The organism is Cupriavidus sp. UME77 (genome assembly GCF_014170355.1).
In the GTDB taxonomy this organism is placed as follows: domain Bacteria; phylum Pseudomonadota; class Gammaproteobacteria; order Burkholderiales; family Burkholderiaceae; genus Cupriavidus; species Cupriavidus basilensis.
The window spans coordinates 193,836-219,155 of record NZ_LZZU01000065.1 but is presented as its reverse complement, the minus strand read 5'-3'; the positions used below and the strand labels follow the sequence as shown (position 1 = coordinate 219,155).

Annotated in this window: 23 protein-coding genes and 1 pseudogene; 17 read left to right on the top strand and 7 right to left on the bottom strand. The window is 66.1% G+C overall.

The features are described 5' to 3' along the window. Window positions 1-2: 2 nt before the first annotated feature. Window positions 3-731 carry a TetR/AcrR family transcriptional regulator gene (locus tag A9975_RS27035; protein ID WP_183035431.1) on the bottom strand — a complete coding sequence of 243 codons (729 nt, stop codon included), beginning with the start codon at window positions 729-731 and terminating at the stop codon, window positions 3-5. A 238-nt stretch (window positions 732-969) separates the two neighbouring features. Here A9975_RS27035 and A9975_RS27030 point away from each other — a divergent pair, with 238 nt between their 5' ends. The 10 genes from A9975_RS27030 to A9975_RS26985 all read left to right on the top strand — a co-directional run bounded on the left by A9975_RS27030 (window position 970) and on the right by A9975_RS26985 (window position 15,124). Then, the gene (locus tag A9975_RS27030) at window positions 970-2,811 is read left to right on the top strand and encodes an FAD-dependent monooxygenase (protein ID WP_183035430.1); all 1,842 of its coding nucleotides are present in this window, start codon (window positions 970-972) and stop codon (window positions 2,809-2,811) included. Window positions 2,812-2,842: 31 nt separating this feature from the next. Continuing rightward, the gene (locus tag A9975_RS27025) at window positions 2,843-4,798 is read left to right on the top strand and encodes an FAD-dependent monooxygenase (protein WP_183035429.1); all 1,956 of its coding nucleotides are present in this window, start codon (window positions 2,843-2,845) and stop codon (window positions 4,796-4,798) included. Further along, entirely contained in the window at window positions 4,795-5,391 is a 597-nt protein-coding gene (locus A9975_RS27020; RefSeq protein WP_183035428.1) for a VOC family protein, read from the top strand. The genes A9975_RS27025 and A9975_RS27020 overlap by 4 nt, the downstream gene beginning before the upstream one ends. A gap of 13 nt (window positions 5,392-5,404) precedes the next feature. Beyond that, entirely contained in the window at window positions 5,405-6,379 is a 975-nt protein-coding gene (locus A9975_RS27015; RefSeq protein ID WP_183035427.1) for a fumarylacetoacetate hydrolase family protein, read from the top strand. Between the two features lie 70 nt (window positions 6,380-6,449). Next, window positions 6,450-7,775: an outer membrane protein transport protein gene (locus A9975_RS27010; RefSeq protein ID WP_183035426.1), complete on the top strand. Its 1,326-nt coding sequence runs from the start codon at window positions 6,450-6,452 to the stop codon at window positions 7,773-7,775. Between the two features lie 138 nt (window positions 7,776-7,913). After that, window positions 7,914-11,375, top strand: coding sequence for an indolepyruvate ferredoxin oxidoreductase family protein (locus tag A9975_RS27005; protein ID WP_183035425.1), 3,462 nt, complete (start codon window positions 7,914-7,916; stop codon window positions 11,373-11,375). Window positions 11,376-11,432: 57 nt separating this feature from the next. Continuing rightward, the gene (locus A9975_RS27000) at window positions 11,433-12,356 is read left to right on the top strand and encodes a 3-keto-5-aminohexanoate cleavage protein (protein WP_183035424.1); all 924 of its coding nucleotides are present in this window, start codon (window positions 11,433-11,435) and stop codon (window positions 12,354-12,356) included. 200 nt (window positions 12,357-12,556) lie between these two features. Then, window positions 12,557-13,222, top strand: coding sequence for a flagellar biosynthesis protein (locus A9975_RS26995; protein WP_255503547.1), 666 nt, complete (start codon window positions 12,557-12,559; stop codon window positions 13,220-13,222). Window positions 13,223-13,388: 166 nt separating this feature from the next. Beyond that, entirely contained in the window at window positions 13,389-13,718 is a 330-nt protein-coding gene (locus tag A9975_RS26990; RefSeq protein ID WP_174426715.1) for a hypothetical protein, read from the top strand. A gap of 131 nt (window positions 13,719-13,849) precedes the next feature. Then, window positions 13,850-15,124, top strand: coding sequence for an MFS transporter (locus A9975_RS26985; protein ID WP_183035423.1), 1,275 nt, complete (start codon window positions 13,850-13,852; stop codon window positions 15,122-15,124). A 52-nt stretch (window positions 15,125-15,176) separates the two neighbouring features. On the opposite strand, the gene A9975_RS26980 is transcribed toward A9975_RS26985, so the two are convergent. Next, window positions 15,177-15,650, bottom strand: coding sequence for an Lrp/AsnC family transcriptional regulator (locus tag A9975_RS26980; protein ID WP_183035422.1), 474 nt, complete (start codon window positions 15,648-15,650; stop codon window positions 15,177-15,179). 235 nt (window positions 15,651-15,885) lie between these two features. Between A9975_RS26980 and hppD the strand changes: the two genes are divergently transcribed. The 3 genes from hppD (at window position 15,886) to A9975_RS26965 (ending at window position 19,783) form a co-directional block, all read left to right on the top strand. Beyond that, entirely contained in the window at window positions 15,886-16,959 is a 1,074-nt protein-coding gene (gene hppD, locus A9975_RS26975) for a 4-hydroxyphenylpyruvate dioxygenase (RefSeq protein ID WP_174426710.1), read from the top strand. A 158-nt stretch (window positions 16,960-17,117) separates the two neighbouring features. After that, a complete protein-coding gene (locus A9975_RS26970) occupies window positions 17,118-18,515 on the top strand; it encodes an amino acid permease (RefSeq protein WP_183035421.1) in 1,398 nt (465 codons plus the stop codon). A 65-nt stretch (window positions 18,516-18,580) separates the two neighbouring features. Next, window positions 18,581-19,783 (top strand): amino acid aminotransferase, encoded by a 1,203-nt coding sequence (locus tag A9975_RS26965; protein WP_183035420.1) that lies wholly within the window; start codon window positions 18,581-18,583, stop codon window positions 19,781-19,783. Between the two features lie 113 nt (window positions 19,784-19,896). Here the strand turns inward: A9975_RS26965 and A9975_RS26960 are convergent, their stop codons facing one another. Together A9975_RS26960 and A9975_RS26955 are read right to left on the bottom strand one after the other, a co-directional pair. Then, the gene (locus A9975_RS26960) at window positions 19,897-20,244 is read right to left on the bottom strand and encodes a YkgJ family cysteine cluster protein (RefSeq protein ID WP_183035419.1); all 348 of its coding nucleotides are present in this window, start codon (window positions 20,242-20,244) and stop codon (window positions 19,897-19,899) included. Window positions 20,245-20,260: 16 nt separating this feature from the next. Beyond that, window positions 20,261-21,076 carry a fused MFS/spermidine synthase gene (locus A9975_RS26955; RefSeq protein WP_183035418.1) on the bottom strand — a complete coding sequence of 272 codons (816 nt, stop codon included), beginning with the start codon at window positions 21,074-21,076 and terminating at the stop codon, window positions 20,261-20,263. Between the two features lie 129 nt (window positions 21,077-21,205). Between A9975_RS26955 and A9975_RS26950 the strand changes: the two genes are divergently transcribed. From A9975_RS26950 to A9975_RS26940, 3 genes and pseudogenes are all read left to right on the top strand, one after another. Further along, entirely contained in the window at window positions 21,206-21,409 is a 204-nt protein-coding gene (locus tag A9975_RS26950; protein WP_183035417.1) for a ribbon-helix-helix protein, CopG family, read from the top strand. A gap of 2 nt (window positions 21,410-21,411) precedes the next feature. Continuing rightward, entirely contained in the window at window positions 21,412-21,741 is a 330-nt protein-coding gene (locus A9975_RS26945) for a hypothetical protein (RefSeq protein WP_183035416.1), read from the top strand. 62 nt (window positions 21,742-21,803) lie between these two features. Further along, a pseudogene (locus A9975_RS26940) lies at window positions 21,804-21,929 on the top strand (glutathione S-transferase); the annotation flags it as partial. 48 nt (window positions 21,930-21,977) lie between these two features. Here A9975_RS26940 and A9975_RS26935 read toward each other — a convergent pair. The 3 genes from A9975_RS26935 to A9975_RS26925 are packed head-to-tail and all read right to left on the bottom strand — an operon-like array spanning window position 21,978 to window position 24,249. Further along, window positions 21,978-22,391 (bottom strand): RidA family protein, encoded by a 414-nt coding sequence (locus tag A9975_RS26935; RefSeq protein WP_183035415.1) that lies wholly within the window; start codon window positions 22,389-22,391, stop codon window positions 21,978-21,980. Beyond that, entirely contained in the window at window positions 22,381-23,526 is a 1,146-nt protein-coding gene (locus A9975_RS26930) for a DSD1 family PLP-dependent enzyme (protein WP_183035414.1), read from the bottom strand. Before A9975_RS26930 ends, A9975_RS26935 begins: the two co-directional genes overlap by 11 nt. A 21-nt stretch (window positions 23,527-23,547) precedes the next feature. Next, window positions 23,548-24,249 (bottom strand): HAD family hydrolase, encoded by a 702-nt coding sequence (locus A9975_RS26925; protein ID WP_183035413.1) that lies wholly within the window; start codon window positions 24,247-24,249, stop codon window positions 23,548-23,550. A gap of 139 nt (window positions 24,250-24,388) precedes the next feature. On the opposite strand from A9975_RS26925, the gene A9975_RS26920 reads away from it, so the two are divergent. Further along, a complete protein-coding gene (locus A9975_RS26920; RefSeq protein WP_183035412.1) occupies window positions 24,389-25,318 on the top strand; it encodes a LysR family transcriptional regulator in 930 nt (309 codons plus the stop codon). The last annotated feature ends 2 nt before the right edge of the window (window positions 25,319-25,320 follow it).

Genomic DNA, 25,320 nt, shown 5'->3' with positions numbered 1-25,320 from the left:
AGCTACCTGGCTCCGGCCGTCCGCCGGCGGCTGGCAGGGCGCGCAAGCATGCCGTTGAGCAGCACGTCGATGACCTGTTCCGCGTGCAGCTCCGCTTGTTCGGCCGTCATGGGGCCGACACCGTAAAGGCGCTGGATCAGATGCGTGGCCGACTGAACCGCCGTGAGCGTGGCGGTCATCGTCACGCTGGCGTGTTCGGGCGGGTAGGGCTTGAGCAATTGCGCCGCGTGGCACTGCGCGATCAGCGCATCGAGCCTGTCATGAAACGGCTTCATGTAGTTGTCCACCAGCCAGTCCAGCCTGGGGCCATCCTGCGCGACTTCCATCAGCACGAGCGAGTGTGCCGCCGGATGCAGGATATTGCTGACCGCGAAAGCCCTTAGCGCGGCTTGCAGCTGCGCGAGCGGATCAGCGGGATCGGGCGCATCCGCTGCTTGCCGGGATGCCGTGAGCGACCCCGTGTACGCGTTTTCCACCACCGCGCGCCACAGGCCTTCCTTGCTGCCAAAGTGGTAGTTCAGCAGCGGCTGCTTCACGCCCGCGCGGTTGGCGATCGACAGCACCGAGGCGCCGTCGTACCCCTTTTGCGTGAACTCGAGCTCGGCGGCTTCAATCAGCCGTTGCCGCCCTGATGCTTCGGCGGCGCGGGATGCGCTCGCCGTGGCCGCGGGTGTCTGCGCGGCTGGCTTGCGGGCGGAAGTCTTGGGGCGTCGGGTCTCGACAGGGGTCATGTTGGCTAGCGACGCGTTTCGCACACGGTAACGATCCCGCCATTCTCCCACATGCCCCGGTGCTTGAATCCGGGCGGCCGAATGCCGGTAACCGGTAACGCCACTCCTTTGCCAGTCCTTTGTCATTCATCCTGATATAAGTATAAGTACCAGTGTGCCATTGACTTATACTTGTATAAATTCACGTCCCATGGCGGCCGCGAGGTGGCAGGCAACATTGGGGGCAGGTATGCAGGAGTTGGAAGTTCCGGTTTTGATCGTGGGCGCGGGCCCCGTTGGCATGCTCATGGCGGCGCTGCTGGCGGACCAGGGGATCGAGTCGCTGCTGATCGAGCAGCGCGATGACCTGCATCTCGCCCCGCAGGCCCATGTCATCAACGCGAGAACACAGGAGATCCTGGCCGGCATCGGCGTGACGGACGAGGACCTGGCCGGCATCACCACGCATGCGGCCGGGGCGCGCTTCGTGACCTGGCGGCGCAGCCTGGCCGAGGCAGACCTGGCGCGCATCGATATCGCCAGCGACACTTACCTTGCCAATATGGCGGCGGCCAGCAGCAAGCGGACCGCGAATATTCCCCAGCACCATCTGGAGCGCCTGCTGTTTGCCCAGGTATCGCGCCGCGCACGCTGCGAGGCGCGCTTCGGCCACGTGTGGCAAAGCGCGGAGCACAACGCGCACGGTGTGGCCTCGGTGGTGCGCGATGCCGTCACCGGCCAAGCGTATCGGGTGCGCAGCGACTGGCTGATCGCGGCCGACGGCGCGGGCAGCGCCGTGCGCCGTGGGCTGGGGCTGCCGATGGTGGGGGAGACCAACCTGGCGCATCTCATCACCATCAACTTCGAGGCCGACATCCGGCACCTGGTCAAGGACAGTCCGTCGATCCTGTTCTGGATCCTCTCGGCGCGGGCCCCGGGCACCTTCATCGTGCACGACGCGGCGCGCTACTCCGTGTTCATGACGCCGTATTTCCCGGCGTACGAATCGCCGGCCGATTTCCCGGTGGCCAGGTGCGAGCGCATGTTGCGGGGGGCGCTTGGCGAGCGCCATCTGCCCTTGCGCATCACGTCGCTGTCGAACTGGACGATGCAGGCGCACATTGCCGAGCCCTACAGCAAAGGGCGCACCTTCCTGATCGGCGATGCCGCCCATCGTTTTCCGCCCACGGGCGGGCTGGGGCTGAACACAGGCGCAGCCGACGCGCACAACCTGGCGTGGAAGCTGGCCCTTGTCATGCAGGGCAAAGCGGCGCCCGGGCTGCTCGGCACGTATGGCGCCGAGCGCAAGCCGGTCGCCGAGACCAACAGCCGCGTCAGCGTGGCCAACCATCAAAAGATGGGGCAGGTGACCGCGGCGCTGGGTCTTGACGAAGCGGGCTTGCCGACGCTCGCGCGGCTGCGCGCCAGCGCCCCGGCCCGCGTGCTGCCCGGCGCCCTGCGCGCGGCGGCCAAGCGCCTGCTGGTGGCGCCCGTGGAAGCGCGGACCCGGAACGTGCAGCAAGCGTCTTCGCCAAAGTTCGCCCGCATCCGGCAAGACGTGCAGCGGGCTGCCGAAGCGCAGATGGAACACTTCAATACGCTGGGGCTGGACCTGGGCTACGTCTACCGGAGCGCGGCAATCTGCGCGAGCGACGCCGCAACGCCGGCCGTGCCGGTCGCATCGCATCCCGTGCATTCCGTACTGGAGGTGGCGCAGTCGTTCACGCCGGGCGCACGCCTGCCGCACTTCCGGCTGCAAGGTGCCCCGGGGGCGCCGGCCACTTCGCACGATCTCGTTGGCAACGCGCACTTCCTGCTCGCTGGCTTTGGCCGCCATGGCAAGCCGTGCGCCGCACTCGGCCATAGCGTGAGCCAGGCGCTAGGCGTGCCGGTGCGCGGTCTGGACCTCGATGCCATCACGCATCGCAACGACCACCCGCAACTTCCCGCGTGGAATGGTGGCCTTCCCGATGCCGCCATCCTGGTGCGCCCCGATGGGCACGTCGCCTGGCGTTACGCATTGCAGGCGGACCTAGCGCCCGGCGACGTCCTGGCCGCCCTGTGCGAAGTGCTGCAAATCCCCGTGCCTGCCAGTGCCTGACATCACCCAAGCTCAAGAGAAAGGTCCACCCGTGAACATCGATCCCGAAGCCGTGCCTCTCCGACAGGCCGCGCAGCCCAGCCCCGTTGCTATCATCGGCGCCGGCATCGCCGGCTCCGTGCTGGCGCTCCTGCTGGCCAGCCGCGGCATTCGCAGCGTGCTGGTCGACCGTCAGCCTGGCACGGATACGCATCCGCGCGGACATGTCTGGTCGGCCCGCGCCATGGAGGTGATCCGCTCGATCGATGCGGAACTGGCCGAGGCCCTGCGCGAGATCAGCTCGCCGCCGCTCAAGCTGCGCTACATCACGTGGTGCACGGCACTGGCTGGGGTGGATCTCGGGCGCTGCGTGCCGATCGGCAACGACCCGGTGCATACCGCCCGCCTCCTGGGCAGCGGCCCTTGCCGCCCGCTGCACTTGTCCCAGAACGTAGCCGATCCCATCCTGCGGCAGCGCGTGGCCGACAGCCCGCTGATCGAATTACTGGCAGGGCATGAGCTGGAGGCGCTGTCGCAGGACGATGACGCCTGCACATTGACACTGCGAGAGCTGCGCAGCGGGCGGATTGTCCGGCGCACCGCGCGCTTCGTTGCGGGCGCGGATGGCGCGCACAGCACGGTGCGGCACCTGCTTGGCGTGCGCTCCACCACAATCCCGTTGCAAGCGGTCGCGCAGATCCATTTCCGCGCCAAGCTGGACAGGCTGACCACCTCGCGGCCCAGCCCGTTGTACTGGATTCTCAACCCCGACGTCGTGGGCACGCTCACGGCCCACACCGCCGACGACGAAGACTGGGTCCTGTCGACGGTGGTGCTGCCCGAGATCGAGCCTGCCGGCGAGATGCCCAAAGCGCGGGCGCTGGCACTGGTGCGTGCGGCGATCGGCGATGACAGCATCGATGCCAGCATTGTCTCGATCCGTCCCTGGACGATGGCGCTGCGCCGCGCCGAGACCAGCAGGGTGGGCCGGGTGGTGTTGCTGGGCGATGCCGCTGCCGGCTTCTCCGCCATCGGCGGCTTTGGCATGAACCATGGGATCGAAGACGCGGCGAGCCTGGCGTGGCGGCTGCAATTGCTGCTGGGCGGGTACGTGCCAGAAGGTCTTGCGCACGGGTTGTTGTCCAGCTACGCCACCGAGCGCGCGCAGAGCGCCGCCGCCCACGCGCACCGCACGCAGCAACTCAGCGACCTGTCCGATGAGGTATTGCGTGCCGCCGGTGCGGACCCCGCCGGCCTCAAGACGCTGGCCGCGCTCTCCCGCTCCGCGGTGGTCCGCCTGCTGCCCAGGCGCGCCGCGCGCACCCTGTTGCGCACCGTGGCGGGGGCCGGCCTGAAACCCCTGCGCCATCTGGCGAGCACCGCGCCCGCGGGGGTTGCCGTGCGCGCCAAGGTCAGACAGGCGATCGACAAGCAACGCGAAGTCTTTGTCACGCTCGGCACCGATCTTGGTTATGCGCTATCGAGTGGCTTTGTCTGCCGCGAGCCGCATCCGCATCCGCAATCCCCGCACAGCGGCACCGAGTACTGGCCGACCACCAGCCCGGGTGCGCTGATCCCGCATCTCTGGAGCGAGGCTGCTGGCGAGTCGCTGTCGACGCGGGACCTTGCGCGCCGCGCGCCGTTGACGCTGCTGGTGGGCGACAAGGAGCGGGTGCGCTGGCAGGCGGCCCTGACGCAGTTGCGTGCGGACTGGGGCATCGACGTGGCATGTCCGCGCATCGGGACCGACGACGGCGCGCAGTTTCGCATCCGCCCCTCGGCCTTCGCCACTGCAATGGAGATCGATGAGTCCGGCGCGGTGCTGCTGCGCGGCGACGGCATCGTGGCCTGGCGCAGCCGGCGTCAGTGCGCCGATCCGTGCGCGACATTGCCGGATGTGATTTCGCGCCTGGTGTCCCAGTCCGCCATCCCCGCAGCACCGTCGGCAAGCCCTGCCACTCACCCCAATCACCCCAGCCCCATCAGCCTCACCAAGGAGATGCAATGAGCGACAGCATGGACCAGTTTCCTATCCCCTGCCCGGACCCGGAGGCCCGTGTCCCGCAGAAGCTTGCGCACATCGTGCTCACCACGCGGCGCTTCGACGAGACGATCCACTGGTGGAGCGTGGTGCTGGGCGCGCGCGTGATGTACCGCAACGCCTTGCTCTGCTTCCTGTCCTACGACGACGAGCACCACCGCCTGGCCCTGATCAATGCCGCCAACTTCGAGCCCAAGCGTCGCGAGAGCACAGGCCTGGACCATGTGGCATTCACTTTCGGCTCGCTCGGCGACCTGCTGCATACCTACGAGCGCCTGAAGGGCCACGGCCTGCGCCCGCAGTGGTGCATCAACCACGGGCCGACCACGTCGTTGTACTACCGCGATCCCGACGGCATCCAGGCCGAGCTACAGGTCGATAACTTCGCCGCACCGGAGGAACTGGAGGCCTGGTTCCGCTCCGGCGCGTTTGCCGAGAACGCCATCGGTGTCGAGTTCGATCCGGAGCTTCTGCTGGAGCGCTACCAGGCGGGCGAGCCCGCAGCGCTGTTGATGCGTTCGGGCGAGGTGACCAGCCGCCAGTTCCTGACGTTGCGTTGAGAGGCCGCCCACCGTGAGACTGTGTACGTTTTCCACCGCCGACGTGGCGAGCCACGTCGGCCTGGCGCTAGCGGGCGACCGCGTGCTGGATGTGACCGCATCCTTTGCCGGGGATCCGCGCTTTGCCACCTTGCTGGCGCTGATCGAGCACCAGGACGAAACACTGCCTGCCTTGCACAAGCTGGAAGCGCAAGGCACGAGGCCGGGCCGCGCGCACCCGGTGCATGCGCTGCGCCAGGTCCGCTTCGAGGTGCCATACCGTCCCCCGCAGATCCGCTGCTTTAGCGTGTACGAGCAGCATCTGAAGAATGCGTTCCAACAGGTCATGGCGCATGGCGTGAGCCCGGCGAAGGGCATGCTGATGCGCGCGCTCGGCGCCGGCAAGGTGCCCAAGGCCTTCTATGAAACGCCGATCTACTACAAAGGCGTGCGCCTCAACCTGTCCGGCCACGGCAGCAAGGTGCCGCGGCCCGATCCCGGCGCCAGGCTGGACTACGAGGCCGAACTGGGCGTCGTTGTCGGGCGTCCCGGCAAGAACATCGACGCCTCGGTGGCGATGTCGCATGTCTTTGGCTACGTGATCTTCAACGACTTCTCCGAACGCGCACAGCTCATGAGGGAGATGCGCGCCCGGCCCAGCGCGGGCCCGGCCAAGGGAAAGGACTTCGACGGCAGCAACAGCCTCGGACCCTGGATCGTCACCGCGGACGAGATCTGTGATCCCCACGCGCTGGGCGTGACCGTGCGCGTCAACGGCGAGGTGCGCGGCGAAGGCAGCACGGCTGGCATGACCCATCGCATCGACCGCATCCTCAGCTATGCGTCGGCCAACGAGACGCTGCACGGCGGCGAGCTGCTGGCCACCGGCTGCGTGCCGAACTGCGCCGGCATCGAGCAATGGCGCTTCCTGGACGACGGCGACCGGGTCGACGTGGAGATCGCCGGGCTTGGCGTGCTGACGAACTCGATCACCGGGCATCGACCGTAGCCCCCCCAAAAAAAATCGCGAGGCGCGCAAAGACGATCCCGCTTTGATCACAACGACAATGGAGACAGCAGTGAATTCAAGACAGTGGATCGTCACATCCGCGGCAGCACTGTGCCCCGCGCTTGCGTTGGCCGACAACGGCTACTTCCAGATCGGCTACGGCGCCGAGGCGCGCGGCGTGGCCGGCGCCGCGGCGGCGTCAACGCGGGATGCGTTCGGCGGCGCGAGCAACCCCGCCACCACCGTGTGGGCCGGCAACCGCTTCGACGGCAACCTGATCGCGATCAATGGCAGGACCAGCATGAGCCGCGCGGCGGGCCTGCCGGCGCCAGTGGGCGGGGTGCTCGACACGCGCACGGACAGCGAGAGCCGCTGGGTGCCGCTGGCCGATATCGCGTACAGCCGCATGATCAATCCGGACCTGTCGCTGAGCGTTGTCGGCTACAGCAATGGCGCCGGCACGTACTTCGAGGGCAACACCACGACCTGCCTGGCGCGGTCGCCGGCGCCGGCCGGCTCCACCTATCGCGGCAACTTGCTATGCGGCAGCGGCAGGGCTGCCACCACGATCAAGCAGCTGACGATGGCGCCGACGGTTTCCGCCAAGGTCTCCGAGTCGTTCTCGGTGGGCTTCTCGCTGCTGATCGCGGGGCAGCTCTTCAGCGCGGAGGGCCTGCAGGCACTTGCGCCGCAGTCGGCGGCGCCGAACCACCTGACCAACCAGGGCACGGCGTCGTCGTTTGGCATCGGCATGCGGGTTGGGTCCTATTGGCGCGCCAGCGATGCGCTGAGCTTCGGCGCGGCGTACTCGCCCCGCATCCGCATGGGGCGGCTCAAGGAGTACGAGGGCTTGCTGGCGGATCAGGGCCGCCTGGATATCCCGGAGAACCTGCTGCTCGGCATGCAATGGTCGCCGAGGCAGGATCTCTCCTTCCTGTTCGACTACCAGCGCATCAACTACTCGGGCACGTCGGGCCTTGGCAATCGCGCGTTCGATGGCACCGCCTTGCGCGGCAGCAGCGGCGGCCCGGGCAACGGGTGGAAGGACATGAATGTCTTCAAGCTCGGCGTGCGCTACCAGGTGACGCCGGCCTGGCATGTGTCAGGTGGCGTCTCCTTGAACAGCGCGGCCTACTCGGATGCGGATACGGCCAACAACGTCACCTCGCCGGCCACGTTCCGCCGGCACTACACGCTCGGGCTGGGCTATGCGACCGCCGCCAATGCCACCTGGTCGGTCTTCTACTCCTTGTCGCCGGGCCACACCACTTCGGGCAGCTCGGCACTGGGGTCGGCCGTGGCCACGCAGCTCGCGGGCAGCGCCACGGTCTCGGGCCAGGAGACCCTGGCAACGCGGCAGCAGAGCATTGGCGTGCAGTACTCGCAGCGCTTCTGATTGCCCCCGGCGCTTTTTTTGTTCATTCATCACGGAGTATGTTTCGATGACGGCTTGTCTTCTTCCGCGTTCTAGCGGCAACCGGCTAGCAACCGCCCCCGCAACCGCATCTGCAACCGTACACAGCGGCGGTACGGCATGAACGCGCGGACGGAGCCAGCGGCATTGCAGCCACCCCGCCTGGACGACCGGTTCGAGCAGGCGGCCGGCAAGGTGTTCCTCACCGGCAACCAGGCAATCCTGCGCATCGCGCTGGACCAGCGCCGCATCGATGCCCGCTTCGGCAAGAACACCGGCGGCTTTATCTCCGGCTACCGTGGCTCGCCGCTGGGCCGGCTGGACATGGAGCTGTGGCGCATCCAGCCGCTATTGCAGGCCGCGAACGTGCGCTTCCAGCCCGGCGTCAACGAGGACCTGGCCGCCACCGCGGTGTGGGGCACGCAGTACGTCGGCACCTTTGCCGGCGCTACGGTGGATGGCGTGTTTGGCATCTGGTATGGCAAGGGGCCGGGCGTGGATCGCAGCGGCGACCCGCTCAAGCACGGCAACCTGGCCGGCACCAGCGCAGCCGGCGGCGTGCTGGTGCTGGCGGGAGACGACCATAGCGCCAAGTCGTCGACCACCGCCCACCAGTCGGATTTCTCGCTGATCGCGGCGGGCATACCGGTGCTGTATCCGGCCAACGTGCAGGACATCATCGACTTTGGCTTGCGTGGCATCGAGATGTCGCGGCGCACCGGATGCTGGGTTGGCATGAAGCTGGTGACCGACGTGGTGGAGTCCGCCGGCGAAGTCGACGTGGGGCAGCACGAGCCGTTGGGGGCGTTGCCTGACGCCAACGGGCCCTTGCATATCCGCGCCTTCGAAATGGCGCCGGCGGCGGAGGAGCGCTTGTACGTGCACAAGCTGCCGGCGGCGGTGCAGTTCGCGCGGGCGGCCGGGCTCAACCGCCTGGTGTGGCCTGGCGCGAGCGCCAGGGTGGGGATCGTCACTGCCGGCAAGTCCTACGCCGACACCATGCAGGCCTTGCAACGCCTCGGCATCGACGCCGGCGATGCGCGCGGCGCCGCGCTGCGGGTGCTGAAGATCGGCATGGTGTGGCCGCTGGAGGACGAGATCGTGCGCGCCTTCGCGCACGATCTCGACACCATCCTGGTGATCGAGGAAAAGCGCCCGCTGCTCGAGTCGCAACTCAAGTCCATCCTCTTCGATGCGCGCATGGCGCAGCCGCCGGTGGTGCGCGGCAAGTTCGAAGGCGCGCCGGAATGGTCGGCCTCCCGAGGCGCGCCGGTGCTGCCTATCTGCAATGAGCTGAGCGTGCTGCAGATCGCCGAAGCCATCCAGCGCTTGCTGGGGCTTGAGACCGCGGCCCCGGATGCCGTTGCGGCGGACCAGCCGGGACAAGCCGTGCCGCTGCGCCGCCCGAGCTTTTGCGCGGGCTGCCCGCACAATACATCGACCCGCTTGCCGGATGGCAGCCGGGCGCTGGCGGGCATCGGCTGCCATACGATCGCCATGCTCAATGACCCGAAGAAAACGCACACCGTTTCGCACATGGGTGGCGAGGGGATGATGTGGATGGGACAGTCGCCGTTTACCAGCGAGCCGCATGTCTTTGCCAACATGGGCGACGGGACTTACTTCCATTCCGGCTACCTGGCCATCCGCCAGGCGCTCGCGGCCAATCTGCGGATGACCTACAAGCTGTTGTTCAACGGCTTTGTCTCCATGACCGGCGGCCAGCCGGTGGATGGCGAGCTTAGCGTCGACAAGGCCGTGGCCCAGCTGCGGGCGGAGGGGATCAAGAAGCTGGTCGTGGTCACCGACGACGTGACGGCATACGACGCGCCGCGCCGGGCCACGCTGGGCGTGCCCGTGTACGACCGGGCGGCGCTGGAGACGGTGCAGATCGAGCTGCGCGCGTATCCCGGGCTGTCGGTGCTGATCTACGACCAGGCCTGCGCCACCGAGGCACGCCGTTTGCGCAAGCGCGGCAAGCTGCCCGACCCGCAGGTGCGCACCTATATCGATCCCGAGGTGTGCGAGGGGTGCGGCGATTGCGGCGATCAGTCCGGCTGCCTTGCCATCGAGCCGCTCGAGACGGCGCTGGGCCGCAAGCGCAAGATCAACCAGTCGTCCTGCAACAAGGACATGTCGTGCGTGCGCGGCTTCTGCCCTAGCTTTGTCACGCTGCAGGGGGCAAAGCCGCGCCGGCCGCAAGGCGCGGGGGCGGCGGGCTTCACGATTCCCGCGTTGCCCGACGCCGTCATCCCGCGCGATTCCGCGCCCATGGCGATCCTCGTCGCGGGCATCGGCGGCACCGGCGTGGTGACGATTGGCGGCGTACTGACCATGGCGGCGCACCTGGACGGCAAGGCCGGGAGCTCGCTGGATGTCACCGGGCTGTCCCAGAAGTACGGCGCGGTGGGCTCTCATATCCGCATTGCCCCGAGCGCCGCCATGCTGCACGCCGCGCGCATCGGCACCGGCGAAGCCGACGTGCTGCTGGGCTGCGACCTGATCGTCGCGGCCGGCGCGGACGCGCTGTCCAGGCTGCGTCCCGGGCTGGCGCGCGCCTTTGTCAACACGGAGGTGGTTCCCACCAGCGACTTCACCAGCCAGCCTGACTGGGCTGCCGATGAGGCCGGGCTCAAGCACCGCCTGAACGAAGCGCTGGGCGGGCGCGCCGAGTGCATTGACGTGACGGTGCTTGCGCAGCATCTGCTGGGCGACGCGATCCTGTCGAACATGTTGCTGCTGGGCTATGCCTGGCAGCAAGGTGCGATTCCCGTGCAGCGGGCAGCGATGGAGAAGGCGATACAGCTCAACGGCGTATCGACCGACACCAACCTGAAGGCGTTCGCGCTGGGCCGCTGGCTCGCGCATGACAGCGCGGCGGTGCGCCGCCTGATGGCGCCCGCGCAGGTCGTTCAGTTGACGATGAAAGCCGGGGGATCCCTGGCGGCGCTGATCGATGACCGGGCACGGCGCCTTGTCGATTATCAGAACGCCGCGCTGGCGGATCGCTACCGCCAGCGGATGGAATCGGTGCGGTGCATGCTGGCGGGCCGAAGCGATGCCGACGCCCTGGTCCGGCAGGTGGCGACGCAGTATTTCCGCGTGCTGGCGGTCAAGGACGAGTTCGAGGTGGCGCGCTTGTATTCGCGCCCGGCCTTCCTGCAGTCCCTGAACGAGGCGTTCGAAGGCGAGTTCCAGGTCAGGTTCCATCTGGCGGGCGGCCCGTTCGGCAAGCTCGACAAGGTCACCGGCAAGATCAGCAAGACGGCGGTCGGCAGCTGGATCCGGCCCGCCATGCGCCTGCTGGCTGGCGCGCGTTTCCTGCGCGGCAGCCGGCTCGATCCCTTTGCCCGTGGCGTGGAAGCGCAGCTCAATCGCCGTGTGCGCGATGCCTACGAAGAGGATCTGGATGACATCGGGCACGCGGCAGCGCAATGGCCCGAGGCACGCCTGCAGGAACTGCTCTCGTGGCCTGCCAGTGTGCGCGGCTACGGGCATGTCCGCGAGCGCCAGGCGCGCGCCGGATTCGCAAGGCGCGCCTCGGCCCGGGATGCGCCGGCCGGCTCGCACCCGGAAGACTGACGGACCGCGGCATGCAATGCATGCCGCACCACCACCTACCCAGACAAAGACGTCGCCATGCACAAAGTCATCATTACCTGCGCCATCACCGGGTCGATCCATACCCCGTCCATGTCGCCCTATCTGCCACTCACGCCCGACGAGATCGCCGCGAGCGCGATCGGCGCCGCGCAGGCCGGCGCCGCCATCGTGCACCTCCACGCGCGCGACCCCAGGGATGGACGCCCTTCGCAGGACCCGGCGCTGTTTCGCCGATTCGTGCCCGCCATCAAGGGGGCGTGCGACGTGGTGATCAACCTGACCACGGGCGGCGCGCCCACCATGAGCGTCGAGGAGCGCCTGCAGCCCGCGCTGCAGCTAAGCCCCGAAGTGGCATCGCTGAACATGGGCTCGATGAACTTCGGCCTTTATGAGCTGCTGGACCGCTTTAAAGACCTTAAGCACGATTGGGAGCGCCCCTACCTGGAGCGCAGCTACGACGGCATCTTCAGGAATACGTTCAAGGACATCGCCTATATCCTGCAGTCCTGCAGCGCGAACCAGACCCGCTTCGAGATCGAGTGCTATGACATCGGCCACTTGTACACGGCAGCCCATTTCCTGGATCGCGCGCTCTTGACGCCACCGCTGCTGATTCAGTCGGTGCTCGGGCTGCGCGGCGGCATCGGCGCGCATGTGGAAGACCTCATGCATATGCGCCGCACGGCGGACCGGCTGTTCGGCAAGGACTACGTCTGGTCGGTGCTGGGGGCAGGGCGCAACCAGATGCCGGCGGCGGCGATCAGCGCATCGGTCGGCGGCCATGTGCGCGTTGGCCTTGAGGATTCGCTGTGGGATGGCCCGGGAAAGCTCGCCAACAGCAATGCCGCGCAGGTGCTGCGGGTGCGCAGCATCATCGAAGCCTTGTCGCTTGAGGTCGCCACGCCGGATGAGGCGCGGAATCTGCTGAAGCTGAAGGGGCGCGACAACGTTGGGTTTTGAAGAGGGGAGGCGCACCGCTAAAGGTTCAGAAAAAGTTGTCGATACATTACTTGAGCCCGCGTCGCTGATACAGGGGAATTGGCGCGGCGTGCCGCGCCTTTGCAATCTTCCTCATTGCGGCGTGGCTTGGATCTTTCCTTTCCAACTGACGCTGGATAATCCTATATCCGGCGTCATTCAATGCAATGAGTCAAAGAGCAATGTCCAATCAGATCAAGATGGGTGGGCGCATGGCACGGGCCATGGTCTATAGCTTCGCGGTGGCCACGCTGATGGGCTGTGCCCTGGGGCGTGACGTGGTCGCGGTGAAGGCGCCGGCGGGAACGAATCCGTCCAAGGGGCAGGCGGTTCGGATCGAATCGGTGCTGGACAACCGCAAGTTCGAAGTGGCGCCGGCCAGCCCGGATATCCCCTCGCTCGATGATGCCGAAGACAATGGGCAGTCCGCCAAGGAGCGGGCAATCGGCCGCAAGCGCAATGGCTATGGCAAGGCCCTGGGCGACATCGTGTTGCCAGAAGGCCAGTCGGTTTCCGGACTGACGGAGGCCGCCATTGCCACGGCATTCCAGGAGTCGGGCTACATCGTCGCCAGGAAGGGCGATGCCAACTATGACGCCGCGTTGCCGGTCAGCGCCCGGGTCAACGAGTTCTGGGCGTGGATCAAGCCGGGGTTCTGGGCGATCACGACCAACCAGAAATCGGAAGTCGAGCTTCAGGGCAATGTGGGTGGTATCAAGGACAAGCAGGTGCTGAAGACCGAGGTGTCCGAGTCCAAGCAGATGGTGACCGGGGACGACTGGCGCGAGATCGTGGAGAAAGGGCTCAAGGCGCTGACGGACCAGACCAAACAGTTGCTGGCGCGCTAAGCCGCGCTTGTTGATGGCTCTTGTTGTGACCAGGCCCCCGACATCGAGGCGGCCCGGGATTCTGGTTTGTGATTAATCCGGCGCATGGATATAATTCGTCGTCAATGCCCCGGATCCGGGGCATTCGTTTTTAGATCCGCTTGATATCCATACCCGGGAGTTTTCCATGTTTCTGATCTGGCAAGGCTTAGGCTTTCTCGTTGTCATCTTGCCCCTTGCCGTCCTGCTTGTCATGAGCCTGCTAGGCGCGCTGGTGAATCTCTCCAACATGGCGACCATCGTGCTATCGCTGATCCTGTCGGCCGCGGCGGTCTTCTATCTTGGCAAACGCCTCAATTCGCGTCCGGGCCGCATCCTGGTCGATCCCAACACGCAGGAATCCGTGGAACTGCGCAAGCGCCATACGCTGTTCTGGATTCCCATGCAGTATTGGGCGTTCCCCATCCTTCTGATCGCGATCATCGCCTCGTTCGCGCTGTTCACCGCCGGGGCATAGCGCGGGCGAGCGGCCGGCCGGAGCAGGCCGGCGGGAGCGGGCGTAGAATACCGGGCCTGCGTCCTGGATGCTCCGGCAGCTGCGGGACAAGCCTGGTAAAAGGCAGCCCTCCTACGAAAAGAGACACCAAGTTGAACAATCCGGCCAGCGCTGCGCATGATCGCGAGCTCACCTCCGCGGCTGACGCCGCGACCCTGGCGCGGCGCGCGCGCCGGGGCATCGTCCTGCTGACCTTCGCGTTCGCGCTGAGCCAGTTCTATCGCAGCTGCCTGGCGGTGATGGCGCCGGAGCTCCAGCACGACTTCGGCCTGTCGGCGGCGGGTTTCGGCACCTTGTCTTCCTCCTTCTTCCTGGCATTCGCGGTTGCGCAGATTCCCGTGGGGATCGCGTTCGACCGGTATGGCGTGGGCAAGCCGACGTCCTTGCTGCTGGCCATCGGCGCGGTGTCCGCCGTGGTGTTCTCGCTGGCGCCGAACGGTACCGTCGCCATGCTGGCGCAGGCCGGGCTGGGGCTGGCTTGCGCGCCGGTCTTCATGGGGCTGCTGCATTTTGCTTCCGAGCAGCTTTCCGAGAAAAACTACACGCGGGTCGTCAGCCAGTCCAATGCCACCGGCATGATCGGCGCGCTGTGCGCCACGGCGCCGCTCGGATGGGCCATGCATCTGCTCGGCTGGCGCGTGGCGATGTCCGTCGCGGCGCTGTGCATGGTGGTGGCCTGCTACGGTGTCTGGCGCTTCGTGCGGGATGATGGCCATGCCGAGGCGCGCGATGTGCCGCTGAGTGCCATGCTCTCGCAAAGCGCGAAGCTGCTGGCCATCGTTCCCTTGTGGACCCTGATCCCGATGTGCGTCGCCATGGCGGCAGGCACCGCGTTTCGCAACGCATGGAGCGGCCCTTACCTGGCCAGCGTGTACGGCTTGGATTCCGGCTCGCGGGGCATCGCGCTGACGCTGCTGAGCGTGTGCGGGTTCCTGACGGCGTTCTTCCTGCCCGTGCTGGTCCGGCGCAGCTCGCTCAAGACCACCATCGCGGGATGGTCCTGCTTTGCGATGTCGGGCGCCATCTTGCTGAGCCTCTGGCCCACGCATGGCATCGTCTCCGGTGTCGGGCTGATGGCCTTGCTGTCGACCATCGGCATGCTGCATCCGCTGATCATGGCGCAGGGGCGCGGCCTGGTGCCGCCGTCTTCGCGCGGGCGCGGGCTTGGCGTGCTCAACACCTTTGTATTCCTGGGCTCGGCGCTGACGTCGTGGGGATTCGGCATGATCGCCAGCATGGGCGACGCCCGGCATTGGCCGGTGGCCAAGACCTATTCGACGATCTTTCTCACGGCGGCCGTGGTAGTGGCGCTTGCCGTGGCGCCGTATTTCTTCAGCCCATCCAGCCCGTCCGTGATCAAGCGCTGAACCAGCGCTAAGCCCCGCAGCCTCGGCAAGCCAGCAGGCAGAGGGTCCGGGTTCAAGGCTCCAGCGGCATGGCGCTGGTGCACTTGATCTCGTCCAGGCAGACGCTGGATTTCACGCCGCTCACGCCCGGGATGCGCATCAGGGTGTCGAGCAGGAAATCCGACAGCGACTTCAGATCGCGCGCCACCACCTTGAGCACATAGTCGATATCGCCGGTCACGGAGAAGCACTCCTGGATTTGCGCCAGCTCGGCGACCAACCCCTTGAAGTTCGACAGGTCCCGGATATGGCCGCGCTCCATCGTGACATGGATAAAGGCCACCACGCCGAAGCCCAGGCTGGCGGAGTCCAGCCGGGCCTCATAGCGCTTGATGATGCCGAGTTCTTCCAGGCGCCGGTGGCGGCGCAGCGTCTGGGCCGGCGACAGGCGGATGGCCTCGGCCAGTTCCAGGTTGGACGCGCGCCCATTTTCCTGCAACGCTCCCAGCAGGCGCCGGTCGATGCGGTCTAGCTCATCTTTGTGCACTTTCGTTTCCTACCTTCCGTGAAGGATGAAATTTTATCTCATGAGCTAGGGTTTGCCTGCGTGGATTACGAAATCCTATTTTGCGGCCCGGAATATACACTGAACGCCAGATTAGCAGTGCGGACGGGTAAATGAGAGCCTGTTCCGCACGTGCCTGGCACTGCGCATTGATGCGCTGGCGTGCAGGAGCCGCAATATTATTTCTCTCGTCCCCCAACTTTTCGTTGAACACACCATGGCCGATCTGTTTGAAAACCCGATGCAGTTGATGGGCTTCGAATTCGTGGAATTCGCCTCGCCCACTCCCAACCTACTGGAACCGATCTTCGAGCAGATGGGCTTCACGCTGGTGGCGCGCCACCGCTCCAAGGACGTGGTGCTGTACCGTCAGGGCGACATCAATTTCATCGTCAACCGCGAGCCGCACAGCCCGGCTGCCTACTTTGCCGCCGAGCACGGCCCCAGCGCCTGCGGCATGGCGTTCCGCGTGAAGGATTCGCACAAGGCCTATGCCCGCGCGCTGGAACTCGGCGCGCAGCCGGTGGAAATCGCCACCGGCCCGATGGAGCTGCGCCTGCCGGCGATCAAGGGCATCGGCGGCGCGCCGCTGTACCTGATCGACCGCTTTGAAGAAGGCAAGTCCATCTACGACATCGACTTCGAATTCATCGAAGGCGTGGACCGCCATCCGGTGGGCCACGGCCTGCGCCTGATCGACCACCTGACGCACAACGTCTACCGTGGCCGCATGGCTTACTGGGCAAATTTCTACGAAAAGCTCTTCAACTTCCGCGAAATCCGCTACTTCGATATCCAGGGCGAATACACCGGCCTGACCTCGAAGGCCATGACCGCGCCGGATGGCAAGATCCGCATTCCGCTGAACGAAGAATCTTCCAAGGGCAGCGGCCAGATCGAGGAATTCCTGATGGCCTTCAATGGCGAAGGCATCCAGCACATCGCCTTCCTGACGGACAACCTGATCGAAGTCATCGACAGCCTGCAGATGGCCGGCGTGCCCCTGATGACGGCGCCCAACGACTACTACTACGACGGCCTGGAAGCGCGCCTGCCCGGCCACGGCCAGCCCGTGGATCAGCTCAAGGCGCGCGGCATCCTGGTCGACGGCACCACGGAAGGCGGCAAGCCCCGCCTGCTGCTGCAGATCTTCTCCAAGGCCTCGCTCGGCCCGGTGTTCTTCGAGTTCATCCAGCGCAAGGGCGACGAAGGCTTCGGCGAAGGCAACTTCAAGGCGCTGTTCGAATCGCTGGAACGCGACCAGATCGAGCGCGGCACGCTCAAGGTCTGAGGCCCACAAGGCAAGCCGGCACGCCCGGCACTGACCGCATCAACACCGCCGGCGCAGCAGCATGACTGCGCGCCGGTGGTGCCTGGCCGAAGCCCAAGCGCCCGCGACACGCGAGAGGCGCAGGCCGACATTCCAAAAGAGTGGGTAGAGAGACAAAGATGGTTCCCAACGCTTCCGACAATACAGACGCGACGCTCAAGCGTGGCTTGAAAAACCGGCACATCCAGCTGATTGCGCTAGGTGGCGCGATTGGCACCGGGCTATTCCTGGGCATTGCCCAGACCATCAAGATGGCGGGGCCCTCGGTCCTGCTCGGCTACGCGGTGGCCGGCATCATCGCGTTCTTCATCATGCGCCAGCTCGGCGAAATGGTGGTCGACGAACCCGTGGCAGGCTCCTTCAGCCATTTCGCCAACAAATACTGCGGCAGCTTCGCGGGCTTCATGTCGGGCTGGAACTACTGGGTGCTGTATATCCTGGTCAGCATGGCGGAGCTCTCGGCGGTGGGCATCTATGTCCAGTACTGGTGGCCGCACATCCCCACCTGGGTTTCCGCGCTGTCGTTCTTCCTCCTGATCAACGCCATCAACCTGACCAGCGTCAAGTCCTTCGGCGAAATGGAGTTCTGGTTCTCCATCGTCAAGGTGCTGGCCATCGTCGGCATGATCGTGTTCGGCGGCTACCTGCTGGCGTCCGGCACGGCCGGCCCGCAGGCCAGCGTGTCCAACCTGTGGCAGCACGGCGGCTTTTTCCCCAACGGGATCTCCGGCCTGGTCATGGCCATGGCGGTGATCATGTTCTCGTTCGGCGGGCTGGAGCTGGTGGGCATTACGGCGGCAGAAGCGGATGAGCCGGAGAAGACCATTCCCAAAGCCACCAACCAGGTGATCTATCGCATCCTGATCTTCTACGTTGGCGCGCTGGGCGTGTTGCTCTCGCTGTACCCGTGGGAGAAGGTCGTCACCGGCGGCAGCCCGTTCGTGCTGATCTTCCACGCGATGAACAGCGAGATCGTTGCCACGGTGCTGAACGCCGTGGTGCTGACCGCCGCGCTGTCGGTCTACAACAGCGGTGTGTATTGCAACAGCCGCATGCTGTACGGTCTGGCCAGGCAAGGCAATGCGCCCAAGGCACTGCTGAAGGTCAACAAGTGCGGGATCCCGCTGGCCGCGCTGGGTGTTTCCGCGCTGGCCACCGCGGCTTGCGTGGTGATCAACTACTTCATGCCGGGCGAGGCCTTTGAGCTGCTGATGGGGCTGGTGGTCTCGGCACTGATCATCAACTGGGCGATGATCAGCATCATTCACCTCAAGTTCCGCCGCGACAAGCGCGCAGCCGGCCAGGAAACGCGCTTCAAGAGCCTGGGCTACCCACTGACAAACTATGTGTGCCTGGTCTTCCTGGCGGGTATCCTCTACGTGATGTACCTCACGCCGGGCCTGCGCATCTCGGTGTACCTGATTCCGGCATGGCTGGCCGTACTGGGCCTGAGTTACCGCCTCAGGCAAAAGCAGAAGCGCGCCGAACCGGCCCTGCCCGAACGCGTATCGGCATAATGATGACCCTGGCGGCCACTGGCCGCCGGCTCCGACCCATCCCAGCACTCCAGCCAGAGTATCCAATGTTCGAACACATCGATGCCTATCCGGGCGACCCGATCCTCTCCCTCAACGAGAGCTTTCAACTCGATCCCAGGACCGATAAGGTCAACCTGAGCATCGGCATCTACTTCGATGACGAAGGCCGGTTGCCGGTGATGCAGGCCGTGCGCGAAGCCGAAGCCGCACTGATGGCCGACATGGGCCCGCGCCCCTACCTGCCGATGGCCGGGTTTGCGGCGTATCGCGACGCGGTGCAGGCGCTGGTTTTTGGCCAGCCGTGCCAGGCGCGCGCCGAGGGGCGCATCGCGACGGTGCAGACGCTGGGCGGCTCCGGCGCGCTGCGCGTGGGCGCGGATTTCCTCAAGCGTTATTTCCCTGACGCTCAGGTCTGGATCAGCGACCCGAGCTGGGAGAACCATCGCGTGATCTTCGAGCGCACGGGCTTCACCGTCAACACGTACCCGTACTACGACGACGCCACCGGCGGCCTGAAGTTCGACGCCATGCTGGACGCGCTGCGCCTGATCCCCAAGCGCAGCATCGTGCTGCTGCACGCTTGCTGCCACAACCCCACTGGCGTGGACCTGAACCACGACCAATGGCGCCAGCTCATCACGCTGCTCAAGCAGCATGAGCTGCTGCCTTTCGTCGACATGGCTTACCAGGGCTTTGGCGCCGGCCTGGACGACGACGCCTTCGCGGTACGCGAGCTGGTGGCCCAGGGGGTGCCGTGCCTGGTGGCGAACTCGTTCTCGAAGAACTTCTCGCTGTACGGCGAGCGTTGCGGTGGCCTGAGCGTGGTTTGCGACAGCGCCGAAGAAGCCGGCCGGGTGCTCGGCCAGCTGACGGGCGCGGTGCGCGCCAACTACAGCAACCCGCCCACGCACGGCGCCCGGGTGGTGGCCCGGGTGTTGACCACGCCGGCGCTGCGTACGATCTGGGAGCGCGAGCTGGCGGGCAAGTGCGAGCGCATCGCCAAGATGCGCGCGGCCATCCACAAGGGCCTGGCCGCCCACGTGAGTGGCGAGGCGCTGTCGCGCTACCTCACGCAGCGCGGCATGTTCACCTACACCGGGCTGACGGCCGACCAGGTGGACCGCCTGCGCACGGAGCACGGCGTGTACCTGCTGCGTTCGGGGCGCATGTGCGTGGCCGGGCTGAACGAGCGCAACGTGACCCAGGTGGCTCAAGCGATTGCCAGCGTGCTGGTGCCCGCGGCCTGACGGGCGGCTGAACTACGTCCCGCGCGGCAGTAGGTCTTTCCGCCCGCGCGGGGCGGTGAACTCACTCTCTGCTTCAACCTGGTTCAAACCAGTTCAATTCAGCTCAAATCAGTTCAAACCAGCACGTGACGTGTTTCAACGAAGAAGCGTTGAATCTGGCGATCTATGTCCGGATTGACCATCTGCTCGGGCCGGTTGCCATTCGGGCAGGCCAGCCGGGGCGTCGTGCCGAACAAGCGGCAGATCAACGGGCGCTCGGCATAGACCTGGCAACCCTGGCTGCCAAGATGAGGGCAACTGAGGTTTGTCAGCGCGGCTTCGTGCTCGGCATCGCTTTTGACGGGAAGCCTCGACATCTCGTGCGTCGAGGTCATCACCGGCCCACAGCAATCGTGGCAGCCCGGAGTGCACGCGAATGCGGGAATCCGTGAGCGGAAGAACCTGATTTTTTGACTGATCATTTGGCGTCCCTCTTCTTCAGCCCGCGAGCTTTCGCCAGAATATGTGATCCGATGCTAGCCGTTTGCCCTGTTTCAGGCGGCGCGCGGCCGATCGCAGATTCAGCGGATGCGTGGTTTCCAGGGCGCGAGCCCGCGCCAGCAGCTCGTCCTGCGAGGGAAGCGCCCGCGCCCCCTTCCAGGCGAACAGCGTGTAGTTGCAACTGTCCTCGGACAGGGCAATGGAAAAGGATTCGCCGAACACCGAACGGATCTCTTCCAGGTAGAACGGGATATCAGCATCGCTGTCGAGGTAGTTGGCGACCAATACCCCATCGTCGGCGAGCCGCGCATGGCACGCTGCGTAGAAGGCGGCGTTCCCCAGCTGTGTCGGCATGCCATGGGCGAGAAAGCCATCCACCAGGATGACCTCCGGTCGCGCGTCCTGACTCTTGACATACTCGGCGCCATCCGCGCAGACCACTTCGAGCCGCTCGTCGTCGGGCGGAATGTGAAACGTATCGCGCAAGGCGATCACTGCCGGATCGATTTCAATGGCAACAACCTTTGCCTGCGGAAGATGCCGATAGCAATACTTGAGCAATGATCCCCCGCCCAGGCCGATCATCGAGATCCTGGTGGGTGCCGGTTGCAGCAGCAGAAAAGCCATCATCGTCCGTGTGTAGCCGAGGACAAGCTTGTCGGGTTCATGCCGCGACATGATGCTTTGGGTCGCCAGCGCATCGAAATGCAGTGAAAGTGCAAGCGGGGTTTCCAGCACGGTCGGGGTGCCGTCGTTGGGGGCTTCGGACAGGAACTTCAAATAGGCTTCAAAGGATGTGCGGCTGGGATCCATCTGCGGGCTCGATCAGGCTTGTTATTCGATTCGTCACTCAGTCAACGGCGCGGCGATGACTCCTCGGCAGCAGCTGATCAGTTGTATATAATGATAATGCTATTATCATACAATACTACTCTGAAGCGTATGGAATCCAAGACTGCCCGTTTCACCGTGTTGATCGACCCCGTGAAGAAGAAAGCCTTCGAGGCACTGTGCGCGGCGCAGGATCAAACGCCATCGCAGGTCGTGCGTCAGTTGATTCGCGACTATCTGGAGCAGCATGGGGTGGCCTATGCAACCCGGTCCCAGGTTGGCGCCACGCTTGCGTCCAGGAAGGACGGCGAGTGACCATGTCCATGCGTGAGGCGGTGACTTATCGCGTCACGCCGCGCGCAAAGGCGCTCGTCGACGGTAGCTACCAACCAAAGGTCCTGGTGGCGATCTATCGAGGCGACACGCTGGTCAGGGATGTTGCGCTTTACGCGCGATGCGATTCTTGTCCATTGCGCGTGACTGCTGCCAGGCTTGCCGAAGCGCTGGCCTTGCGGATTCGGGCGGTGCTCAAGGATGTGCACGAAACGGATGACGTTGCCGCAGCCGCCATTCAGACGCTATTGCGACGCGTCGGGCTCAGGACAACCCCACGATCCGTTGCCCTACGTGGTGCTGACGTCAGCTAGCCGGGTGCGGCACAGGCCTTGCGGCGAAGGCCCGCAGATCAACGCGCCTGGCTAAGGCGCACCTGCGCGCCGTCGGCATGTTTCCCGAGGGCGCCGCCTTGCTGGAGAAGTACCCCAACGTGCGGCGCGCGCAGGCAGTGATGCGCGAGCGGCCAAGCTTTGCCGCGACGCAGCCGCAGATGGGCTGACGCTACCGCTTGGCCGCGTAGCCGCGTAGCCGCTTAGCCGCTTAGCCGCTAGGCAGCGGGCAGGAGCACCGCCACCGCTTCCACCTCCACTTTCAGGCCAAAGTGCAGCGCGCCGGTCGGCACCACGGCACGTGCCGGGCGCGCGCTGCCTGCCCACGAAGCATAGATGGCGTTGAATGCCGGCCAGTTTTCAATGGCGTCCACATAGACCCGCACCTGCGCCAGGCCGCCGATGCCGCTGCCAGCGGCGATCAACGCCGCTTCCACATTGGCCAGCACCTGGCGCGCCTGATCTTCAAAGGGCGCGCCGACGAGCTTTTCGCCGGCTGGCGTGATGGGCAACTGCCCGGATACGAACACGAAGCCATTGGCCACGGTTGCATGGCTGTAGTGCCCGCCGGGCGCGGATAGCCCGGCAGGGTTGACCGTCTTTACCGCGGCGCTCGCCCGATCACCATCCATGGAACCGGCTCCAGGTAGCGAGCGTGCCGTCTTGCGCAAGCCCGTGATATTCGGGGAACTGCGCGCCAGTCGCGCAGGCGTGGTTGGGCAAGATGCGCAGCACCGTGCCGATGGGCAAGCGCGCCGCGATGTCCGGCTCGGGCGCGCCTTCGCGCGACACGATGCCATGTTCCTGATTGGCGCCGCTGAGCACATAGCCCGGGAGCACGGCGCCGTCGATGCCGCAGACCTGCCCGTAGCCGAAATCGCACTTCTGCTTTTGCGTGCCACGATCGCGGCTCATGGCCATCCAGCCTGCATCGACGATGGCCCAGCCCTTGTCCGCCTGGTGCCCGATCACGGTGGTCAGCACGCTCAGCGCCACGTCTTGCGTTGCGCACACGCCGACGTTGTGCATCACCAGGTCGAAGAACACGTAGACGCCCGCGCGCACCTCGGTGACGCCTTCCAGGCTCGTTGCGGATAGCGCCGTGGGGGTCGATCCGACGCTGACCACCGCGCAGGGCAGCCCGGCCGCGCGCAGCCGCTCGGCCGCCATGACGCAGCCGGCCCGCTCCTGCTCCGCCATCGCCGCCAGGGCTTCGGGCGTATCCAGGTCGTAGCTGGAGCCGGCGTGCGTCATCACGCCGCCCAGGCGGGCGCCGCCTTCATGCAGCACGCTGGCCACGTCGATCAGCGCGGCTTCGTCCGGGCGGATGCCCGAGCGGTGGCCATCGGTGTCGATCTCGATCCAGACCTCGAACGATTCGCCATGCGCGGCGCCGAACGCGACGATGGCCTCGGCGGAGGTCACGCTGTCGGTGACGATCTTCAGGTCGCAGCCCCGGCGGCGCAGCGCCAGGGCCTGGGGCAGTTTGGTCGAGACCATGCCGACGCCATAGAGAATGTCCGTGATGCCATCGGCAAAGAAATGCGCGGCTTCCTTCAGGGTGGAAACGGTGATGCCGCGCGCGCCGGCATCGATCTGGGCTTGCACGACCGCCGAGCATTTGCTGGTCTTGGCATGCGGGCGGAACCGCACGCCAAGCGCGTCCATGCGCGCCTGCATGCGCTGGATGTTGTGTTGCATGCGGGCGAGGTCGATTACCGCTGCCGGTGTTTCCAGGCTCGCCAGTGTGTGGGTGGCAGTGTTCATAGGGTTCTTGAGAGTGATCAGTCAGTCCGGCAATTGGACTTTGGGCTGCAACGGGGTTGGGGTTGCCGCATGAAAGGACCGCAGCCACGGCAGAGCGGGCTCCAGCGTGGCGAATTCCGCATCGGGCACTGGTGCGCCGGCGGGCAGCGCCAGGCCGACCCGGTTGTGCCAGTAGGTGCGCAGCCCGACGGCCGAGGTGCCGAACATGTCGTAGCCCGAGCCGGCGACAAACGCGGCATCCGTTGCCTGCACGCCCAGTTGCTTCAGCGCGAGCTGGTAGGGGCGCGGGTCCGGCTTGTAGAAGCCCGCTTGCTCGGAGGTGACCACGACATCCCAATCGATCTCCAGCAAGTCCGCGGCGCGGCGCCCCAGCCGCTCGGAGCAGTTCGTGACGACCGCCAGGCGGCAATGCGGGCGCACGGCACGCAACAGTTCGCGGGCACCATCCCACGCGGGGAGCTTGTCCCAGCCGGCCTCGAGCGCTGCCGGCGCGCTGGCGGGCAGGCCGACATGCTCGGCCGCCTCGCGCACCAGTTGTTCATAGGGAACGTAGGCGCCGCAGCCGTAGGTGCGCGTCAGGTACTCCGCGCGCCAGGCCCGGCCTTGCGCCTGCGAGCCGGCGGCGGCGTTCCATACGGTCCAGGAATCCAGCAGCGCGGTGAGCAGGTCGAACAGGACGGCGCGTGGCCAGGCAGGGGCGGGCGATTGGTCGAGGATTTCCATACGTTCCTTTTTTGTGGGCGCAATAGCGTGACAGCAGAACAGCCGAGCTGCGCAGCCGCAGGACAACAGGCCCTCAGTGTAGGAAGGAATACGTGGTCCGTGGTTAAATGCCGGAACATCAATCGTTAAGCTGAAGTGAATGATCCAGATCGAAGACCTCCGGCTGGTCGAGGCGCTGGCGCAGGCCCCGTCCCTGAGCGCAGCCGCCCGCGCGCTCAATGTGACGCCGCCAGCGCTATCCATGCGCCTGCGCAAGCTGGAGGCCACGCTGGGCCTGGCGCTCGCCACCCGCACCGCCCGGCACCTGAGCCTCACGCCCGAGGGCGAGCGCTTTGCGCAGGAAGGCGCGGCGCTGCTGGCGCAACTGGAGGCGCTGCCCGAGTCGTTCCGCCGGGAAGACAGCCGCCTGACGGGCACGCTGCGCGTCGCCGCGCCCTTCGGCTATGGCCGGCACCACGTGGCGCCGGTGCTTGCGCGCTTTGCGCAGTGCCATCCCGGCTTGCGCCTGCAGCTGGATCTGCGCGAGGTGCCCTGGCCGGACAAGCATGACTCGGACGCGGTAGTGCATATCGGCGCCGTGCGGGACTCATCCTGGATTGCCCGCACGCTCGCCCCCAATGAACGCTGGCTGTGCGCAAGCCCGGCTTACCTGCGCGCCCACGGCACGCCGCAAGAGCCGCGCGACTTGCTGGGGCACGCGTGCATCTGCATTCGCGAGAACGACGAGGACGTGACGCTGTGGCGTTTTCGCCGGGCGGGTTCCGGCACTGCGCGGCGGCCATCGGCCCGCGAAACGCTGCGCGTTGTCCCGGCATTCACGACCAACGATGGCAGCGTGGCGCGCCAGTGGGCGGAGCAGGGGCTTGGCCTGGTGCTGCGCTCGGAGTGGGATACGGCGGATGCGGTGGCGCGCGGCACGCTGGTCCGGGTGTTGGCCGGCTGGGAGTTCGACAGCGCGCCGGTGACCCTGCTGGTGCCCACGCGGCGGGGCCGCACGGCACGGGTACAGGCATTGATGCAGTTTTTCGAGGCGGCCCTGGGCAAGCCAGGGGCGCCCCTGCCGCGCTAAAA

Bases quoted from the DNA above. Each gene is read 5' to 3' on its own strand.
- A9975_RS27035 (WP_183035431.1), bottom strand. From the start codon at position 731: ATGACCCCTGTCGAGACCCGACGCCCCAAGACTTCCGCCCGCAAGCCA.
- A9975_RS27020 (WP_183035428.1), top strand. From the start codon at position 4,795: ATGAGCGACAGCATGGACCAGTTTCCTATCCCCTGCCCGGACCCGGAG.
- A9975_RS27005 (WP_183035425.1), top strand. From the start codon at position 7,914: ATGAACGCGCGGACGGAGCCAGCGGCATTGCAGCCACCCCGCCTGGAC.
- A9975_RS27000 (WP_183035424.1), top strand. From the start codon at position 11,433: ATGCACAAAGTCATCATTACCTGCGCCATCACCGGGTCGATCCATACC.
- A9975_RS26995 (WP_255503547.1), top strand. From the start codon at position 12,557: ATGTCCAATCAGATCAAGATGGGTGGGCGCATGGCACGGGCCATGGTC.
- A9975_RS26990 (WP_174426715.1), top strand. From the start codon at position 13,389: ATGTTTCTGATCTGGCAAGGCTTAGGCTTTCTCGTTGTCATCTTGCCC.
- hppD (WP_174426710.1), top strand. From the start codon at position 15,886: ATGGCCGATCTGTTTGAAAACCCGATGCAGTTGATGGGCTTCGAATTC.
- A9975_RS26970 (WP_183035421.1), top strand. From the start codon at position 17,118: ATGGTTCCCAACGCTTCCGACAATACAGACGCGACGCTCAAGCGTGGC.
- A9975_RS26965 (WP_183035420.1), top strand. From the start codon at position 18,581: ATGTTCGAACACATCGATGCCTATCCGGGCGACCCGATCCTCTCCCTC.
- A9975_RS26960 (WP_183035419.1), bottom strand. From the start codon at position 20,244: ATGATCAGTCAAAAAATCAGGTTCTTCCGCTCACGGATTCCCGCATTC.
- A9975_RS26955 (WP_183035418.1), bottom strand. From the start codon at position 21,076: ATGGATCCCAGCCGCACATCCTTTGAAGCCTATTTGAAGTTCCTGTCC.
- A9975_RS26950 (WP_183035417.1), top strand. From the start codon at position 21,206: ATGGAATCCAAGACTGCCCGTTTCACCGTGTTGATCGACCCCGTGAAG.
- A9975_RS26945 (WP_183035416.1), top strand. From the start codon at position 21,412: ATGTCCATGCGTGAGGCGGTGACTTATCGCGTCACGCCGCGCGCAAAG.
- A9975_RS26935 (WP_183035415.1), bottom strand. From the start codon at position 22,391: ATGGATGGTGATCGGGCGAGCGCCGCGGTAAAGACGGTCAACCCTGCC.
- A9975_RS26930 (WP_183035414.1), bottom strand. From the start codon at position 23,526: ATGAACACTGCCACCCACACACTGGCGAGCCTGGAAACACCGGCAGCG.
- A9975_RS26925 (WP_183035413.1), bottom strand. From the start codon at position 24,249: ATGGAAATCCTCGACCAATCGCCCGCCCCTGCCTGGCCACGCGCCGTC.
- A9975_RS26920 (WP_183035412.1), top strand. From the start codon at position 24,389: ATGATCCAGATCGAAGACCTCCGGCTGGTCGAGGCGCTGGCGCAGGCC.